This window comes from Kineosporia mesophila (genome assembly GCF_021129235.1).
Taxonomy (GTDB): domain Bacteria; phylum Actinomycetota; class Actinomycetes; order Actinomycetales; family Kineosporiaceae; genus Kineosporia; species Kineosporia mesophila.
In genome coordinates, this window is the sequence record NZ_JAJOMA010000012.1 from 97,036 (window position 1) to 114,000 (window position 16,965).

Sequence of the window (16,965 nt, forward strand, 5' to 3'; positions counted from 1 at the left end):
AAGCGGCCGGGTCGCCACGACCCACGACCAGGCCGCTTTTGTGGTGCCGGCCAGGAGCCGTCGGTTATCGGGTGGGGAGGTGCCTCGGCCGGACGAGGGTCGCCGGTGACGGCGGTTGCGGAAGTTCCCGAACGGCCGAGAACGGGCACCCGGACGGCTCGGGACGGCTCGGGACGGCTCAGGCCGGTGCGGCCGCGTGCGGCCCGGTCTCCGCGGTGACGTTGGGCGCCGGGGCCGGGCGACCCAGGTAGTAGCCCTGGGCGGACTCGCAGCCGATGGCGGCCAGACGGTCGAGCTGCTCCTGGTTCTCGACACCCTCGGCGACCACGTCCAGCCCGAAGGCATGGGCGGCGGTGATCATCAGCTGGACCAGGGCGGCGGTGCCCGGGTCGGGCGAGTGCAGGAAGCTCTGGTCGATCTTCAGGGTGTCGACCTGGAGCTTCTGGAGCTGGCCGATGGAGGTGTAGCCGGTGCCGAAGTCGTCGAGGCTGACCGTCACGCCGATCTGGCGCAGTGCCCGCAGGTGGGCGTCGGCGGCCGGCTCCTCCATCAGGACGGTCTCGGTGATCTCCAGGATGAGGCGCTTGGGGGTCAGGCCGCTGTCGGTCAGCGCCTGGCGGACCTCGTCGATCAGGGAGCGGGTGGCCAGGTGCCGCCCGGAGATGTTCACGGCCATGGTGGCGTCGGCGTGCCCGGCCGGGTCCTGCTCGGTCCAGGCCACCAGCTGGCGGGTCGCGTGGTTCAGCGTCCACCGGCCGATCGCGCAGATCAGGGTGGACTGCTCGGCGGTGGGCAGGAAGGCGTCGGGCGGGACCATGCCGCGCTCGGGGTGACGCCAGCGGATCAGGGCCTCGTACCCCCGCAGCCGGCCGGTGGCCACGTCCATGACCGGCTGGTAGTGCAGCTCGAACTGGTCCTGGGTCAGGCCGAGCTGAATGTCGGCCTCCAGCTGGGCCCGGGCCGCCAGCTCCGCGCGCAGGTCCGCGTCGAACATCTCGGCCCGCCCGCGTCCGTTGGTCTTGGCCCGGTAGGCCGCCATGTCGGCGTCCTGCAGCAACTGGTCGGCATCGACCTGGGCGTCACGGGCCAGGGCGATACCGACGCTGGCCCCGATGACGGCGTGCGACCCGGCCACGTTGATGGGCTCGCTGACGGCTGCGACCAGACGGCCGGCGATCTCCATCAGCTCGGCGGGCGCGGGCACCGGGTCGATCAGGACGACGAACTCGTCACCGCCCTGGCGCCCGAGGGTGTCACCCACCCGCAGGACCGAGCGCATCCGGCCGGCCGTCACCTGGAGCACCTCGTCGCCCGCGGCGTGGCCCAGGGTGTCGTTGACCCGTTTGAAGTAGTCGAGGTCGACGAACAGCACCGCGACCTCGTTGCCACCACGCCGGGCCCGGTGCAGGGCGGCCGTGGTCAGCTCCAGCAGATAGGCGCGGTTGGGCAGGTTGGTGAGTGCGTCGTGCGCGGCCTGGTGCTGAAGGTCGTCACTGAGGCGCTCGCGCTGCGCCGTGGAGGCCTCCAGCTCACCCATGGCCACCCACATCCGGGCCGGCACGAGCACGGCCAGCAGGACGGACGCGGCGATGGTCGCCCACCCGTCCACATTCATGTCGGCGGTGCGGTCGACCAGCTCGACGGCGGGGATCACCAGCAGCGCCGCGTACATCGTCATCAGCCGGGCCGGTGACATCCGCCGGAACGCGGCGGGCTGCGTGGCGGCCGTCGTCCGCGCCGCGAGCAGGGCGGCCAGGCCCCAGGAGGTGTACATCACCAGGTACGCGCTCTCGAACGGCCGGTCCTGGGTGTTCAGGGCGCCGTCGGTGAGTCCGTAGACCGTGTCGCCCACCAGCGCCACACAAGCGCCCAGGAGCACCAGCCGGGTCGTGGCCCGGGGCAGGGTGGTGGCGGGGTTCAGCCATACCCGCACCACACAGCCCAGCAGCACGATGTCGGTGATCGGATAGGCGGCGCCGACGATCTCCCGCAGGCCGAGGTCACCGTTCAGAGGGACCGCCAAGGCCACCCACAGAACCAGCCCGCCGGCGGCGGTCAGCACGGCGCTGTCCAGGAACCCGGCGATGTCACCGCGCCGGCCGCCGTGCAGCCGGCTCAGCGACAGCGCCACGACCCAGTAGGCGCTCAGGTTGAAACCGTCCATCAGGGAAGGGAACGGGATGCTCTGCCCGGTCGACAGGTACCAGGCGGCGGTCGAGTCCCCGGCCACCGACAGCGCGACGCCGAGGGCGAAGAGCGTCCACCCGGTGCGGTGCGCCCGGTCGGCGCGGGCAGCGGTGAGCACCGCCACCACCGCGCACAGGCCGACCAGCAACTGCGCGGTGACCCGGACCGGGCCGTCCGGGGCCAGCCAGTAGACCACGACGAGGACGCCGACCAGCACGAGGTACCTGCGACCGCTCTGCACAAGCATGCAGCCCTTTCGACGGGGCGGACGCCGCGGTCAAGGCTCCGGTGGCCGGTTACTCCCAACGGCGGTGTCAGCCGGCCAGGAGCAATGGGGCACGGAAGATCGCCGTCGGCAGGCGGTACATTGACCACCGATGCCGCGAAACCACCTGCCCGACCACGACGCGCCCACCCGCGGCGGTGGCTGGATCCCGCACGGCTACCACCTCGAAACCCATTCCCACGCCGACGGTCAGCTCGTCTACGCGGCCGTCGGCGCGGTGGCCACCACCACCGCCCGGGGCACCTGGGTCGCCCCCGCCGGGCGCGTCACCTGGACCCCTCCCGGCTTCGGGCACTCGCACCGCTTCTACGGGCGCACCGACATCCGGCTGTTCACCGTCCCCGCCGCCCTGTGTCCCGAACTTGCGCCCGTCCCGTCCGTTTTCGCCGTCAACGCCCTGCTCCGCGAGGCGCTGCTGGCCCTGACCGGCGACCGGGAACCACGACCGGGCGCCGACGACCGGCTGCGCGCGGTGGTGGTCGACGAGCTGGCCGCCGCCCCCGACGACCAGTCCCTGCACCTGCCCGAACCCCACGACGACCGGCTGCGGGCTGTGACCGGCCTGGTGCACGCCGACCCCGGCATCGACGCCACCCTTTCCGAGCTGGGCCGCCGGGCCGGCGCCAGCGAGCGCACCCTCAGCCGCCTGTTCCAGGCCGAGCTGGGCATGGGCTTCCACCGCTGGCGCACGATCCTGCGCGTGCACTACGCCCTGGCCCTGCTCACCGACGGCCGCTCGGTCACCGACACCGCGATCGAGTGCGGCTGGTCCAACCCCTCGACCTTCATCGACGCCTTCACCGAGATCGTCGGCCAGACCCCCGGCCGCTACCAGGCCGGGTTCCGCGACCGGCCCTGAGAATCTGGCGGGTTATCGGTACCGGGTGTCCGCCCGTCGGTGGGCGCGCAGCGACCCCGCAGCCACGCTGAAGGCATGACAGAACACACCACCGTGATCGTCGTCGGCGCCGGGGTCGCCGGCCTGACCCTCGGCAACATGTTGCAGCGCAACAATATCGATTGCATCATCCTGGAACGACGCAGCCGCGAGTACGTGGAGCAGAGGCAGCGGGCCGGAACCGTCGACACCCGGGGCGTCCGGATGTTCCGGGAGTGGGGCCTGGGGCAGATGGTGGACGCGGGTGGGCACCCGGAGGTGGAGGGCGGCTTCTTCATCGACGGGCACGCGATGCCCATCGAGGTCGACGACGACAACGAGAGCATCTTCATCCCGCAACAGACCCTCGTCCACCAGCTCACCGATCGGTTCCTCGAAGGCGGGGGAGACCTGCGGTACGAGATCGACATCACCCTGGAGAACCTCGAAAAGCCGCTCGTGCGCTATCAGGACACCGTCATCGCGGGCGACTACCTGGCCGGCTGCGACGGCGACCGGGGCGTCACCCGGGCCTCCGTCCCCGAGGGGGCTCTCACCCGCTACTCCCGCGAATACCCCTACTCCTGGGTGAGTGCGCTCGCGGCGGTACCGGCGAGGACCTCCGGCATGGGCATTCATGAGCGCGGCCTGGCCGGACTGATCCCGCGCGGCACCGAGAACAGCCGCCTCTACCTGCAGTGCCCGGTCGGTGACACCCCGGACGACTGGCCCGACGAGCGGATCTGGAGCGAGATCGAGGCGCGTTTCGGCACGGCGGTCGCCACCGGCCCGATCATCGACAAGCAGATCGTGCCGCTGCGCAGCGTTGTGCACGAGCCAATGAGTCACGAAAGGCTCTATCTGCTGGGCGATGCCGCGCACATCGTGCCGCCGATGAGCGCGAAGGGCATCCATCTGGCGCTGTTCGACGCGGAGACGTTCGCCCGGGGTGTGATCCGGCAGGTGCGGGAGGGTGACGGGAGCCTGCTGGAGCAGTACTCGCAGACCTGTCTGCACCATGTGTGGAACTACCAGGCGTTCGCCGCGTGGATCACCGATCTGATGCACGACGCCGGTGATCCGTCGTACACCGGTGAGTTCCGCAAGCAGACCGCGCGGGCGGAGCTGCAGCGGCAGTTCGAGTCGGAGGCCGCGAACCGGGTGTTCAGCGAGCTCACGTCCGGGGTGATGTAGAGGCCGGCGGGCCGGGGGCGCAGTTCTGTTCGTGATCATGCAAAACCTCCCCGGGGAGGTTTTGCATGATCACGAACAGGGGGGTGGGCTAGGCGGGCGTGAGGTGGCGGTGCGGGAGCGGGCTGGAATACACGACGCTGGTGGTGATCCCGCCCAGCGTCGCGAGTTTGCCGGTGATGCGCTCCAGATCGCGCATCGACCGGGCCAGTACCTTGAGCACGAAGCAGTCGTCGCCCGTCACATGGTGGGCCTCCACCACCTCGGGCGTGGTGTCGAGCACGGCGTAGAAGGGCTTGTAATTGCCCGTGGGATAGGCCAGGCGCACGAACGCCGTGACCGTGTACCCCAGCGCCTCCGGATCGAGGGTGACGCTGAAACCGGTGATGACACCGGCATCGGTGAGGCGTCGCAGCCGGTCGGCCGTGGAACTGGCCGACAGGCTGATGGCCCGGCCCAGGTCGGCGACGCTGATCCGTCCGTCACGCTGGAGCTGGTCGAGAATGGCGTGATCGGTCGCATCGAGCGGCGGCCGTGGATTCGTCGGCATGACGGCGAAAGTACCAGCGGATCCACGGACCGAAGGCGACAGGACCCGCGAACACCCCTGGTTCGTCCGTTGCCGGCCGCCTTGAATGGTGGACATGCAGAACCCGATCTCCGCAGCGGATTTCTTCGCCGCCAAGCTGGCTCACCAGACCGACCCGGCCGACCTCGCGGCCGCCCGCGCGAGCGGCATGGCCCCGCTGATCCTCGACGTGCGCTCCGAGGCGGGGTGGAGGCAGGGGCGCATCCCCGGCGCGGTGCACCTGCCCGGCCCGCAGGTGGCCGGGCGTATCCACGAGTTCGCCCCGGACCGGGACGCCCCGATCGTCACCTATTGCTGGGGGCCGGGCTGCAACGGCAGCACCCGCGCCGCTTTCGCGCTCGCCTCGATGGGGTACACGCGGGTGCAGGAGATGATCGGCGGGGTCGAGTACTGGGCCCGGGAAGGGCTGGCCGTGGTCACCGACGCCGGGCGCTCCCGCCGGGCCCCGGACGACCTCGTCGCCCCGGTCCGCGGGGGTGTGAGCGCAGGGTAGGCAGGCTGCGCCCCCGACACCCGTTCGGGCCTCGTCGCCCGGCCCGAACGGCTCCCTGGGGATGGCCCCGATTGAGGACGAAGTGCTCACCCCGCGCGGTCGGCTCCCCTCGATCGGGGGGCCCTGGACTCCGGTCGGGTAGTTGCGGGCCCGAAACGGGCCGTGAGTCGTTCATCGGTGCCGCATCCCGGACGACGCCTCCTCGGATTATCTGAGAGATGTTTCGAGCGGGGGCCTTCGGGATGCGGCGAGTTTCGAGATGGGGTGTGGCCGGGGCGATCCTCGTCCTGGCCGGGCTGGTCGGGCTGGTGCTGGTCGCCGTGCCCGCGCAGGCCGTCATGAACCGGTCCTTCGCCATTCGCTACCAGGCCAATGACAAGGGCGACATCCTGCTGCGGGGCAACAGTCTGGTCACCTGTCCGTCGGCGGCCACCAACTGCCCCCAGGCGCGGGACAATTCAGCCACCGGAACCGCTCTGAACAACAACTCGTACAACATGGAATTCGTCAACACCGACACGGACCCGGCCACGGCGTCCAGTTCCACGGCGAGACTCACGCTGCCGGCCAACGGTTCGGTCATGTTCGCGGGGCTCTACTGGTCCGCCTACACCGGTGGCAGCGGCCGTACCGCCCCTCCGAGCACCACGGACAAGAACAAGCTGCAGTTCATGGCCCCCGGTGACACCGCCTACCGGACAATCACCGCCGGCCCGAGCACACCCACCAACCCGGTCGACGGAACCGCCGACGGCACTCCCTACGTGGCCTTCGCGGACGTCACCAGCATCGTGCAGGGGGCCGGCACGGGCGACTACACGGGCGCGAACATCTACGCGGCCACCGGCCCGGACTCGTACGCCGCCTGGTCGCTGGTGGTCGTCGTGCGTGATCCCAGCCTCCCGCGCCGCGACCTGATCGTCTTCGACGGCTTCGGCACGATCCAGAGCAGCCCCTCCACCGATGCCACGCTGGACATCCCGCTGACCGGCCTCTCGACGCCGGCGTCGGGCAACGTCGATGTGCGCCTCGGTGCCGTGGTGTTCGAGGGTGACGCCGGGCTGACCGGTGACCAGTTCCAGATCATCGCCCCCGACAACACCACCACATCGCTGTCCGACGCCCTGAATCCGGTGACCAACGTCTTCAATTCCACGAACTCGGACAACGGCGTGGACGTGCCCGGCCGCAACCCGACCGGGAACCTCTTCGGGTTCGACGCCGATGTGTTCAACTCATCCGTCGCACTGGGAAATTCGGCCACCACGGCGACCCTGCGGATGACCACCACCGGGGAGAGATTCTTCCCGGCGGTGGCGACCTTCGTCTCCAACAGTTATGCGCCCCTTCTCGACATCACCCGCACCGCAACGGTGAACGACACCGTCGCGGACGGACGCACACGCACGGGCGACCGGATCACCTACACCATCGACGTCGCCAACGACGGCAACGCCAACTCCGTCAACACCAAGATCACCGACTCGATCCCGGCCGGCACCACCTACGTGCCCGGTTCGCTCACCGTCGACGGGAACCCCGTCAGCGACGCGGCCAACGCCGATGCCGGCGAGGTGTCCGCGGGCACCGTGTCGGTCCGCCTGGGGTCCGGGGCCGGGGGCTCCGCAGGAACGGGCGGCACCCTCACCACGGCGCCCGCAGCCGGTTCCACCACCCGGATCACCTACACCGTGGAGATCACCGACCCGTACACCGCCGGCGGCTCGGTGAGCGGTGGCGCCACCCAGGCCACCTACGCCGACATGGCCGGCCGGGCGTTCGCCGCCACGTCGAACACCTCACCCGCCACACCGGTCGCCCCGGCGCGCGCCGACCTCGCCGTCACCCAGACGACCAGCCCGGCCGTGATCCAGCGAGGGACGCCGGCCGGCGTCACCTGGACCGCCACCGTGACCAACAACGGTCCCGACACCGAGACCGCGCCCCGACTGGTCGAGACCCTGCCGGCCGGGGTCACCGGCGTGAGCGTCGTCGGCGCGACCTGCACCAACTCCGGCACCACCTACACCTGCTCGGTCGTCGGCCTGGCGAGCGGGGCCTCGAAGTCCGTCGCCTTCACCGCCACGGTGCCCGCCACCGGGGCCGACCCGACCCTGGCCGGTGCGGTCGTCTCCGGCGCGGGCACCGACCCCACCAGCGGGAACAACACCGACTCGACCGGCGTCGGGGTGAACTCCGCCCCGACCCCGACCGCCGACTTCGCACCCCTGAACTCGCCGGACTTCTCCACCGACATCAACGTCCTGGCCAACGACACCGACCCGGACACCGGCGACACCCTGAGCCTCTCGTCCGTCACCGCACCGACCCACGGCACGGCGACGATCGTCGGGGGGAAGATCCGCTACACCCTGACCGACCAGACCTTCATCGGCACCGACACCTTCACCTACACGGCCTGCGACAACCGCGGCGGCTGCTCCACCCCGACCACCGTCAGCGTCGCGGTCAACGACCACCGCCGGGCCGACCTGAAGGTGACCCAGACGGCATCGCCCCAGGTCGTGCAGCAGGCCGGGAACCGCACGGTGACCTGGACCGCGGTCCTCACGAACCAGGGCCCGCAGGCCGAGCCCAGTCCTGTTCTGGTGGAGAAGCTCCCGGCCGACGTCAGCGCGGTCACCTATACCGGCGCGACCTGCACCGTCTCCGGCATCACGCTCACCTGCGCGCCGGGTGCGCTGGCCACCGGCGCCTCGGCGACCGTGAAGTTCACGGCGACGCTGCCCTCGACGGCGCCCGACCCGTCGTCCGCGACCGCGACACTGTCCGGGTCGCTGCCGGACCCGGACCCGTCCAACAACACGGCCGTCGCCGTGGTCGGTGTCAACCGCCCGCCGCTGGCCAAGGCCGACACCGCGACCCTGGCCGCCGACGTGCTCAGCCTCGACCTGCCCGTGGCCGCGAACGACAGCGACCCGGACTCCGACCCGCTGACGGTCACCGCCGTGACCAAGCCCGCGCACGGCACCGCGACGATCGTCGACGGGAAGATCCGGTACACGCTGACCGACAACACCTTCAGTGGGGACGAGACCCTCACCTACACCGTCTGCGACAACCGGGGCGGATGCTCCGACGCGACGGTCACCCTCGCCGTGGCCGACCACGAGGTCGCCGACCTCGTGGTGACGCAGACGGCCGACCCGAAACTGGTGCAGCGCGACGGGCCCCGGGTGGCCACCTGGATCGTGTCAGTGAACAACGCCGGACCCGAACGAGCGCTGAAGCCCGTTCTCGTGCAGACCCTTCCGGCCGGCGTGACCGCCATCAGCTCGTCCCTGGCCGCCTGCACCGTCACCGGGGTGGTCGTCACCTGCCCGCTGGACACCCTGGCCGACGGTGACACGGCGAAGATCACCTTCACCGCGACACTTCCCGCCGACGGGAGCGATCCGGCCACGGCCAGCGCGAGCGTCACCTCCGGCTCCCCGGACCCGAAGTCGTCGAACAACACCGGGGCCGTGTCCATCGCGCTGAACACCGCCCCGGTCGCCGACGACGACGCGGTCTCCCTGCCCTCGACCGCCGTGAAGGTGACGATCCCCGCCCTGTTCGGCGACCAGGACGCCGACGGTGACCCCCTCGTCCTCCATTCGGTCGAGAAGCCGAAGCACGGCACCGCGACCATCGTGAAGGGCAAGATCGTCTACGAGCTCACCGATCTCACCTTCAGCGGCGACGAGACCTTCAGCTACGAGGTCTGCGACGAGCGTTCCGGATGCGACACCGCCCAGATCACCGTGCACGTGGCCGGCCACCAGCACGCGCCCGTCGCCGTGGCCGACAAGGTCAGCGTGGTGGCCGGCAACCCGGTGACGATCGACGTCGGGGCCAATGACCACGACGCCGACGGCGGCCCCCTGACCGTCAGCAAGATCACCAAGGCGGCCCGACACGGGACGGCCGTCCTGGTCAAGGGCAAGATCGTCTACATCCCGGACGACGGCTTCGTGGGAACCGACACGGTGTCCTACGAGGTCTGCGACTCCACCGACCTGTGCGCCCAGGCCACCGCCACCGTTCAGGTCACCGCCGCACCGCCGGTCGTGAAGCCGGACACCGCCACGGTACGACCCGGCGGCACCACGGTCATCGACGTGCTGGGCAACGACACCGACCCGGCCGGGTACCCACTGGGCAGCCTCAAGATCCTCGGGCAGCCCGCCGGCGGCACCGCGACGGTCAAGGGCGACACGATCCACTACACGGCCCCGAAATCGGCCCGGGCGGGGATCGTCACCATCCGGTACCAGGTCTGCAACAAGACCGGCGCCTGCTCGGAAGGCGTTGTCGCCCTGACGATCGCGGGGGACCCGGTGAAGGATTCGGGCACCGGTTCCGCCCTGGCGTACACCGGCAGCCGGGTCCTTCCCCCGCTGGTACTGACCGCCGTGGTACTCCTGCTCGGCGGCCTGATGACCCGAGGACTGCTCGCCCGCGGCCGGAGCCCCCGTGGCCGGCACAAGGCATAGGGCGGTGACGCGCCGCCGGGGCCCGGCGGCGCGTCAGGTGGTGGCCGCGCTCGCCAGTATGGCCATCGTGACGGGGCTTCTCGGTCTGATGGGTGCCGGTGGCTGGTTCTTCTGGACCCGGCACACCGGCAGCCAGAAGGCCTCGAACACCGTCGAGGCGCTGCGGCAGGAATGGAGTCAGGCGCCACCGGTGGCCCGGGCCGTGACCGGGGTCTCCCGAAAAGCCGCCGTATCGGTACCGATCCATGGCCGGGCCTTCGCGATCATGACCGTGCCGCGGTTCGGTGCGCACTGGCAGATGCCGGTGTTCGAGGGCACCGGGACGAACGTGTTGCGCGGCGGGGTCGGGCACTACGCGAGAACGGCGTTGCCCGGCGAGATCGGCAACTTCGCGGTGGCCGGTCACCGCACCACCTGGGCCCGTCCCTTCCGCGATGTGGATCATCTGAAGACCGGCGACCGGGTGATCGTGCAGACCCGGCAGGCGCGTCTCACCTATCGGGTCACCGGGCACGAGATCGTCCGGCCGGGGGACACCGACGTGCTCGAGCCGGTCCCCGGGCAGCCGGGCGCGGTGCCCGACCAGGCCCGGCTGACCCTGACCACCTGCCACCCGGAGTACTCGGCCTGGGAGCGCTGGGTGGTCCACGCTGTGCTGGTGCAGACCGAACCCCAGTAACGCTCATGGCCTTTCCCACGATGGTCCAGCTGTGGCCCAGCCGGGCCGGGGGAGGTCAAAGATGTCCGTTCAAAGTTCATTTCGCCTGGTCCAGGTTCTGGCCGTCACCACCGCGGTAGGGATGGGGGCCCTGGGGACCCCGCCGTCCGCGTCCGCCATTGATCGGACCACAGTGACGACGGCCTGTCCGCCCGGCTGGCTCGGTACCACCACGAACGCCGAACCCCAGATCAGCGCCGACGGACGGTACGTCGTCTTCACCGGGTACGCGCCGGACACCGAGAGCGGCGACCGGACGATCTTCCTGCGCGACCTGAAGCTGCGGCGCACCACCGTGGCCAGCGACCCGGTCAAGGGCGGCTACAACTTCCTGCCGAGCATCAGCGCCGACGGCACCCGGGTCAGCTACCTGAACCTCGGTGGCGACAGCCCGGCCAACGAGGCCGGAATCTGGGTCTACGACCGGCGCACCGGTGAGCGCACCTCCGAGGGCGGGGGGCACGTCTGGACCTCACCCATGCTGGACGCCCACGGCCGGCACCTGACCTACACCCATCTCGAGAACGGCAATACCAACCACGCCTCCGTCTTCGTCCGCGACGTCGACACCGACCGCGTCACCCTGGCCAGCGCCAACCTGGAGGGAAAGACGGCGAACGACACCTCGATCGAGCCGGAGATCAGCGCGAACGGCCGCCTCGTGCTGTTCAAGTCGTCAGCCACCGATCTGACCAAAAATGCCTCCACCGCAACCGTTCAGGGGGCGCTGTACGTGCGTGACCTGCGCGCGAACAAGACCAGCCTGATCCCCGACCGGTTCGGGAAGCCGGCCTCGGTGTTCCGGTTCAACCAGCGCCTGAGCCCCGACGGCCGGTTCGTGCTCTACACCGACACCGACGGGGTGTGGCGTTACGACCGCCAGACCCGGCGCACCGCAGCGGCAGCTGTGCCGCGTCGCGTCGAGTTCGACTCCTCCGCCGACATCGGCAGGGGTGGGCGACTCGTGCTGCTGCAGACACCCGGCAGCCTCGTCCTCCGGCATGTCGGCACCGGCAAGGAAACAGGTGTCGACGCGCTGCCGGACGGCTCCTTCGACCTGGGCCAGCCGGGCTACCCCGGGGCGATGACCCCCGACGGCCGGTACGTGGTCTATTACACGAGCGGGATCGACCGCGACCGTGCGGAGAAGGCCGAGGGCGTGCTCAACATCTATCGGCGGGATCTGCGGACCAGGACGACGCGTTTGGTGAGCACGAGCGATGCCGGTGGGGCGTGTGAATAGGCGTCGATCGAAGTGAAAACGGCATCTCCCTACCAGGGGGCCGTCCCTATTCGCTCTGCTGCTGACGCCAGTTCGTCCACATCAATCGAGGTCCACGGCGCCGATATCCCGAGGGCCGACCAGCGACAACTAAGAGCGAGGGACCTATCTGCGGGGAGGGGAGAGAGCCACCAGTGCGACTGGCCTCCCGCCGGCTCTCCATGGCCCCCGTTGTACGAGATGTGCAGTGCTGACGTTCGGTTCAGCACCTGTGCGGGTGAGCACCAGACCGGCGCCTTCGTATCGACGCGTACGCCAACCTCGAAGCCGTCGAAAGCCGGCGTCGGAGTGTGCTCCACGCCCGGACCGAATACCACCTGGTTCGAACAAGAGGGTTCGTCACCCCGGCTTCCCCTGAGCCAGGACGGCATCGGGTCTGCCTGCTGCAGCTCTGGACCCAGACGCACGGAGACCGAGAACAGGACTCCGTTCGGCCAAACCGGAAAGGGGCCTACACCGGCGAAAATCGGGTTCTCGGCGTACAGGACGTAACTTTGCGCGGAGATGCCCGGGAACGTATCTACCGGCGGCCGTGACTCGACAGGCATCTTCGACCCTACTGTTCAGCGAACCGAGGAGAGTGAGTGTAGGGCTTGCAGGGGTCCTCGTCCGGGTGGGCGCTCTCTTCCTGCATCGCCGCCTGGTGGCGGGGTTCGACCTCTTGCAGGTAGGCCTGCCGTTCGGCCTCGGTGTCGAAGTAGAGGCTGATCCCTTGGCAGGCCAATTCACGATTATTGACGCTGTAGTGAGCTTTTCCCTCGATTTCGAGCTGCTCGAGGTCGGTGATCGTGCGTCGATGCCCCTCGTAGACGGGGCTGAGGACCGAGGCGTCGATGCCGACGTTGCCCGTCTCGTCCCGGAAGACACCTTTGCCGGCAGCGACGGCCGTTCCGGCACCGGCCAGAGCGATCACGGCCGCGAAGGACGCCACGAGGAATCCGGTTCGGGGGCGTCGCCGGTGTGCGTGCTGCTGGACCTGTGAGTCGGGCTCGTGCGTGAGGTTCCCGGTCATGAGGTGCTCCTCGCGGTGGGCCAGCCGGCGGCTGTCCGGGACGGGCCGAATCGCTGTGGTTGTTCCCTTGGGATCGGCCTCAAGCGCAGTCGTGTTGAGAACAATGAACCGGCGCTCTGGTGCTGACTGCGCGCGAAGGGGATGTCCCACCAGTTTCCCCGCCTCGAGCAGCGGGTACCAGGCGGCACCGGCCACTTCGAGGCACTGGAGGACAAGCACGAACTCATCGCCGCCGGGCAGGCCGTGGCCATCGGCCCGCCCCTCGACGCCGCCACCGGTCTGCACCCCGGCCTGACCACCGTCCCCCTGCGTGGTGTCGAACCCGGCCAGGTGGCCCTGGCCACCCGTACCGGAGACCGCAACCGGCTCTTCACCAGTTTCCGCAAGATCGCCGAGGCCGTCCTCACCAGTGCCGCTCAGCCACCCGGCCGAGTCGACCACCCGGCGGACCCGGCGCGGGCATGACCCTCGACCGGGAACGGGGCCACCCGGGGGAGCCCAGGTGGTTCCTAGACGGACGATAAGGCCGGTGCGCACCCTCGTTTCCGCCCGCGTGGCAGTATCGCGGCGGTGAGTTCCGTGCAGCGGGTGGCCAAGAGCCAGGCATCGATGACGCACGGCCAGGGGGTTGCCCCCCACCGGCATGAGAACGGCCTGCTGCTCTATCCGGCGGCGGGCGTCCTGACCACCACCACCGACCGGGGCACGTGGGTGGCTCCGGCCAATCGGGTGACGTGGACGCCGCCGGATTTCGAGCATCATCACCGGGCCTACGGTGACACCGAGGTGCGGATGCTCGAGGTCCCGGCCGGACTGGGTGATCGGCTGCCGGGGGAGCCGGCCGTGTTCGCGGTGTCCGCGCTGCTGCGGGAGGCTCTGCTGGTGCTGACGGGGGAGCGGGAACTGCGAGCGGCCTACCGCGAGGCCCTGCGGCAGGTGGTCGTGGAGGAGCTGATCGACAGCCCATCCCAGGATCTCTATCTGCCCCGGCCCGTCGACGATCGCCTGCGGGCCGTCACCGACCTGCTCCATGCCGATCCGGCCGACTCCTCGACCCTGGCCCAGCTCGGCCGGGCCGTGGGGGCCAGCGAGCGCACGCTCAGCCGCTTGTTCCAGACCGAGCTCGGCATGAGCTTCCATCAGTGGCGCAGCCTCTTGCGCGTGCAGCATGCGCTGGTGCGGCTGGTGGAGGGCGAGGCCGTCATCGATACTGCGGCCCGCCTGGGCTGGTCCAACCCGACCAGTTTCATCGAGGCGTTCACCGCCGTGGTCGGGCAGACGCCGGGTCGATACCGGGCGGAACTGCGCCACGCCTCGGACTAGATCGGCTACCTGGCGGGTTTCTGGTATTTCCTGTCGCAGTACTGGTGCCATGCAGGGTCGTGTTCTCGGCAGGGTGTCTGTGTACCCAGCGAAAGGAACACCGGTGTCACAGACCGTTCTGACTGACGTGCGGACCCATCCCCGGGCCTGGCTGATCCTCGCGCTGATTCTCTGCGCGGAGATCATGGATCTGCTCGACAGCACCATCGTGAACGTGGCCGCGCCGAGCATCGCGCGCGACCTGAACTCGAGCACCACTGCACTGCAATGGATCACAGGAGGTTACTCGCTGACCTTCGCCGTCTTCCTCATCACCGGGGCCCGGCTGGGTGACCGGTTCGGGCGCCGGACGCTGTTTCTCGTCGGGGCCTGGGGTTTCGTCGTCTGCTCGGCGGTCTGCGCCGTCGCCCCCAGCACCTCCGTGCTGCTGTCCGGGCGTCTGCTCCAAGGGGCTGCGGCCGCGCTGTTGATCCCGCAGGGCCTGGGCCTGATGCAGGCGGTCTTCAGCCCCTCGGACCAGGGCCGGGCGTTCTCGGTCTTCGGTCCGGTGGTGGGGCTGGCCGCCGTCGCCGGGCCGGTGCTCGGTGGGGTTCTGGTCGGCGCCGACCTGTTCGGGACCGGCTGGCGGCTGGTCTTCCTCATCAACCTGCCCGTCGGCCTGGTCGCCGCCATCGGCGCGATGCGGACCTTCCCGCCGGCGCGGCCGGACTGCGCGCCTCGCCTGGACCTGGTCGGAACCGTGCTGGTCGGCGTCGCGATGGCCCTGCTCACGTACCCGCTGATGCAGGGCCGGGAGGCGGGCTGGCCGGCCTGGATCTTCGTCCTCCTGGCCGCGGCGGCCGTGGTTCTGGGTCTGCTGGTGCTCTGGACCCGTGCCCGTCTGGCGGCGGGACGCGAGCCGCTGGTGAAGCCGTCCGTGTTCACCCACCGCGGTTTCTCCGCCGGTGTCGTCGTCACGCTGGTCTTCTTCGGGGGGTCCTTCGGCGTCGGACTCGTCCTCACGCTGTTCCTCCAGCTCGGACTGGGCTTCTCGGCCGCCCACGCGGGTCTCACCGCCCTGCCGTACGCGCTGGGTTCCACGATCGGCGCCTTCGTCGGGGCCGGCGTCCTGGCTCCCCGGATCGGTCGCACCACCCTCCTGCTCGGCAGTGCCCTGCAGGCCGTCGGCCTGGCGCTGCTGCTGGTGGTGCTCGGGCAGGCACAGATGCAGGTCGGCGGTGGGGAACTGGCCGGGCCGCTGCTGGTGTGGGGCCTGGGCCTGGGTCTGGTGATCGCGCCACTGTTCGACTTCGTGCTCGCGGCGCTGGACCCGGACGAGGTGGGTTCGGGCTCCGGTGTTCTCAACGCCCTGCAGCAGCTGGGAAGTGCGATCGGGGTGGCGGTGCTGGGCACGGTGTTCTTCTCCTCGGCGGGCGTCGAATCCGGCGGGAACCCGCACTACGTGCAGGGTTTCGAACGAGCGATCCAGGCCGGGATCGGTATCGCCGCGGTGGTGTGCCTGCTCACCCTGCTGTTGCCGAGAACATCGCGGGAGCCATCTGCTGACGTTGAGGTCTGAGGGGGGCTCGACTTGGGCCACTCTCCCGCCCGGGCCTGCGGCGAGACTTGTTCCAGCAAGCATCACGGAACATCGCGAAAGGCCACAGCCATGACATACCTCATCATCGGAGCCACCGGGAACGTCGGCGGCGCTCTGGTCAGCGACCTGCACCGTCAGGGGCACAGCGTCCGGGCCCTGGTGCGTGATCCCCAGCGGGCCCGCCACCTCCCGGTCGACGTGGACCTGGTCGTCGGCGACCTGGACGACACCGAGGCGCTGACCAAGGCCGTCCAGGGGGTCGAGGGCGTCTTCTACATGCAGGCGCACCCGAGCATCGAGCAGGCCGGGAAGTACGTGGAGATCGCCGGGACGGCAGGGGTGTCCCGCACCGTGCTGCTGTCCTCGTTCGGGACCGTCGCCTACCCCCGGCCGATCATCGGCGAGATGATCGCGGCTCGCGACGAGGTCTTCCGGACGTCCTCGCCGGCCGTCACCTACCTCAAGGCCAACACCCTGATGACGAACGCGCTGTGGTGGGTGCCGACGATCCGGGCCGAGGGCCGGGTGTACGACGCGACCGACCCGGGCAAGACCGTGCCGATCGACACCGTCGACGTCGCCCGGGTGGCCGCCGTGGCCCTGACCCAGGACGGGCACGCGGGCCGGTCGTACATCCTGAACGGCCCCGACGCGCTCTCGTCGCGGGAGCAGGTCGACATCCTCAACGAGACGCTGGGCCTGGACATCGAGCTGGTGCACCTGACCCCGGCGCAGCTCGCCGAGAAGAACATCGCCTCCGGGATGCCCGAGCGCGCAGCCCGGGGACTGGAGAATCTGCACACGCTGTTCGCCACGGGACGCTCCTCGGTCTACGCCGAGGACGCCCTCTGGCTGACCGGCCGGCCGCTGACCACCTTCGGCGCCTGGTGCGAGCGCAACGCCGCCTCGTTCCGCTGACCCGGCGCGCAACG

At 70.0% G+C, this 16,965-nt stretch carries 13 protein-coding genes; 10 read left to right on the plus strand and 3 right to left on the minus strand.

Annotated elements, in window-relative coordinates:
• Positions 1-178: 178 nt before the first annotated feature.
• A complete protein-coding gene (locus tag LR393_RS18225) occupies positions 179-2,434 on the minus strand; it encodes a putative bifunctional diguanylate cyclase/phosphodiesterase (RefSeq protein ID WP_231485151.1) in 2,256 nt (751 codons plus the stop codon).
• Positions 2,435-2,564: 130 nt separating this feature from the next.
• On the opposite strand from LR393_RS18225, the gene LR393_RS18230 reads away from it, so the two are divergent.
• The gene (locus tag LR393_RS18230) at positions 2,565-3,332 is read left to right on the plus strand and encodes a helix-turn-helix transcriptional regulator (protein ID WP_231485152.1); all 768 of its coding nucleotides are present in this window, start codon (positions 2,565-2,567) and stop codon (positions 3,330-3,332) included.
• 75 nt (positions 3,333-3,407) lie between these two features.
• Positions 3,408-4,544: a 4-hydroxybenzoate 3-monooxygenase gene (locus LR393_RS18235; RefSeq protein ID WP_231485153.1), complete on the plus strand. Its 1,137-nt coding sequence runs from the start codon at positions 3,408-3,410 to the stop codon at positions 4,542-4,544.
• 88 nt (positions 4,545-4,632) lie between these two features.
• Here LR393_RS18235 and LR393_RS18240 read toward each other — a convergent pair whose 3' ends face one another.
• Positions 4,633-5,091 carry an Lrp/AsnC family transcriptional regulator gene (locus LR393_RS18240; RefSeq protein ID WP_231485154.1) on the minus strand — a complete coding sequence of 153 codons (459 nt, stop codon included), beginning with the start codon at positions 5,089-5,091 and terminating at the stop codon, positions 4,633-4,635.
• Positions 5,092-5,176: 85 nt separating this feature from the next.
• On the opposite strand from LR393_RS18240, the gene LR393_RS18245 reads away from it, so the two are divergent.
• The 4 genes from LR393_RS18245 to LR393_RS18260 all read left to right on the plus strand — a co-directional run bounded on the left by LR393_RS18245 (position 5,177) and on the right by LR393_RS18260 (position 12,080).
• Positions 5,177-5,623, plus strand: a complete 447-nt coding sequence (locus tag LR393_RS18245) for a rhodanese-like domain-containing protein (RefSeq protein WP_407937330.1) — start codon at positions 5,177-5,179, stop codon at positions 5,621-5,623.
• A gap of 266 nt (positions 5,624-5,889) precedes the next feature.
• On the plus strand, positions 5,890-10,119 hold the full coding sequence (locus LR393_RS18250) for an Ig-like domain-containing protein (protein WP_231485156.1): 4,230 nt from the start codon (positions 5,890-5,892) through the stop codon (positions 10,117-10,119).
• A 4-nt stretch (positions 10,120-10,123) separates the two neighbouring features.
• Positions 10,124-10,798, plus strand: coding sequence for a class E sortase (locus LR393_RS18255; protein WP_231485157.1), 675 nt, complete (start codon positions 10,124-10,126; stop codon positions 10,796-10,798).
• A 61-nt stretch (positions 10,799-10,859) separates the two neighbouring features.
• On the plus strand, positions 10,860-12,080 hold the full coding sequence (locus LR393_RS18260) for a hypothetical protein (RefSeq protein ID WP_231485158.1): 1,221 nt from the start codon (positions 10,860-10,862) through the stop codon (positions 12,078-12,080).
• 595 nt (positions 12,081-12,675) lie between these two features.
• Here the strand turns inward: LR393_RS18260 and LR393_RS18265 are convergent.
• On the minus strand, positions 12,676-13,050 hold the full coding sequence (locus LR393_RS18265; protein ID WP_231485159.1) for a hypothetical protein: 375 nt from the start codon (positions 13,048-13,050) through the stop codon (positions 12,676-12,678).
• A 222-nt stretch (positions 13,051-13,272) separates the two neighbouring features.
• On the opposite strand from LR393_RS18265, the gene LR393_RS18270 reads away from it, so the two are divergent.
• The 4 genes from LR393_RS18270 (at position 13,273) to LR393_RS18285 (ending at position 16,951) form a co-directional block, all read left to right on the plus strand.
• Positions 13,273-13,596 carry a hypothetical protein gene (locus LR393_RS18270; protein ID WP_231485160.1) on the plus strand — a complete coding sequence of 108 codons (324 nt, stop codon included), beginning with the start codon at positions 13,273-13,275 and terminating at the stop codon, positions 13,594-13,596.
• 144 nt (positions 13,597-13,740) lie between these two features.
• The gene (locus LR393_RS18275) at positions 13,741-14,454 is read left to right on the plus strand and encodes an AraC family transcriptional regulator (protein WP_269327488.1); all 714 of its coding nucleotides are present in this window, start codon (positions 13,741-13,743) and stop codon (positions 14,452-14,454) included.
• A gap of 103 nt (positions 14,455-14,557) precedes the next feature.
• Positions 14,558-16,012: an MFS transporter gene (locus LR393_RS18280; RefSeq protein ID WP_231485162.1), complete on the plus strand. Its 1,455-nt coding sequence runs from the start codon at positions 14,558-14,560 to the stop codon at positions 16,010-16,012.
• A 90-nt stretch (positions 16,013-16,102) separates the two neighbouring features.
• The gene (locus LR393_RS18285) at positions 16,103-16,951 is read left to right on the plus strand and encodes an NmrA family NAD(P)-binding protein (RefSeq protein ID WP_231485163.1); all 849 of its coding nucleotides are present in this window, start codon (positions 16,103-16,105) and stop codon (positions 16,949-16,951) included.
• Positions 16,952-16,965 lie beyond the last annotated feature (14 nt).

Excerpts from the sequence above, each read along its gene's own strand:
- LR393_RS18225 (WP_231485151.1), bottom strand. The coding sequence starts at position 2,434 with ATGCTTGTGCAGAGCGGTCGCAGGTACCTCGTGCTGGTCGGCGTCCTC.
- LR393_RS18230 (WP_231485152.1), top strand. The coding sequence starts at position 2,565 with ATGCCGCGAAACCACCTGCCCGACCACGACGCGCCCACCCGCGGCGGT.
- LR393_RS18235 (WP_231485153.1), top strand. The coding sequence starts at position 3,408 with ATGACAGAACACACCACCGTGATCGTCGTCGGCGCCGGGGTCGCCGGC.
- LR393_RS18240 (WP_231485154.1), bottom strand. The coding sequence starts at position 5,091 with ATGCCGACGAATCCACGGCCGCCGCTCGATGCGACCGATCACGCCATT.
- LR393_RS18245 (WP_407937330.1), top strand. The coding sequence starts at position 5,177 with ATGGTGGACATGCAGAACCCGATCTCCGCAGCGGATTTCTTCGCCGCC.
- LR393_RS18260 (WP_231485158.1), top strand. The coding sequence starts at position 10,860 with ATGTCCGTTCAAAGTTCATTTCGCCTGGTCCAGGTTCTGGCCGTCACC.
- LR393_RS18270 (WP_231485160.1), top strand. The coding sequence starts at position 13,273 with ATGTCCCACCAGTTTCCCCGCCTCGAGCAGCGGGTACCAGGCGGCACC.
- LR393_RS18275 (WP_269327488.1), top strand. The coding sequence starts at position 13,741 with ATGACGCACGGCCAGGGGGTTGCCCCCCACCGGCATGAGAACGGCCTG.
- LR393_RS18285 (WP_231485163.1), top strand. The coding sequence starts at position 16,103 with ATGACATACCTCATCATCGGAGCCACCGGGAACGTCGGCGGCGCTCTG.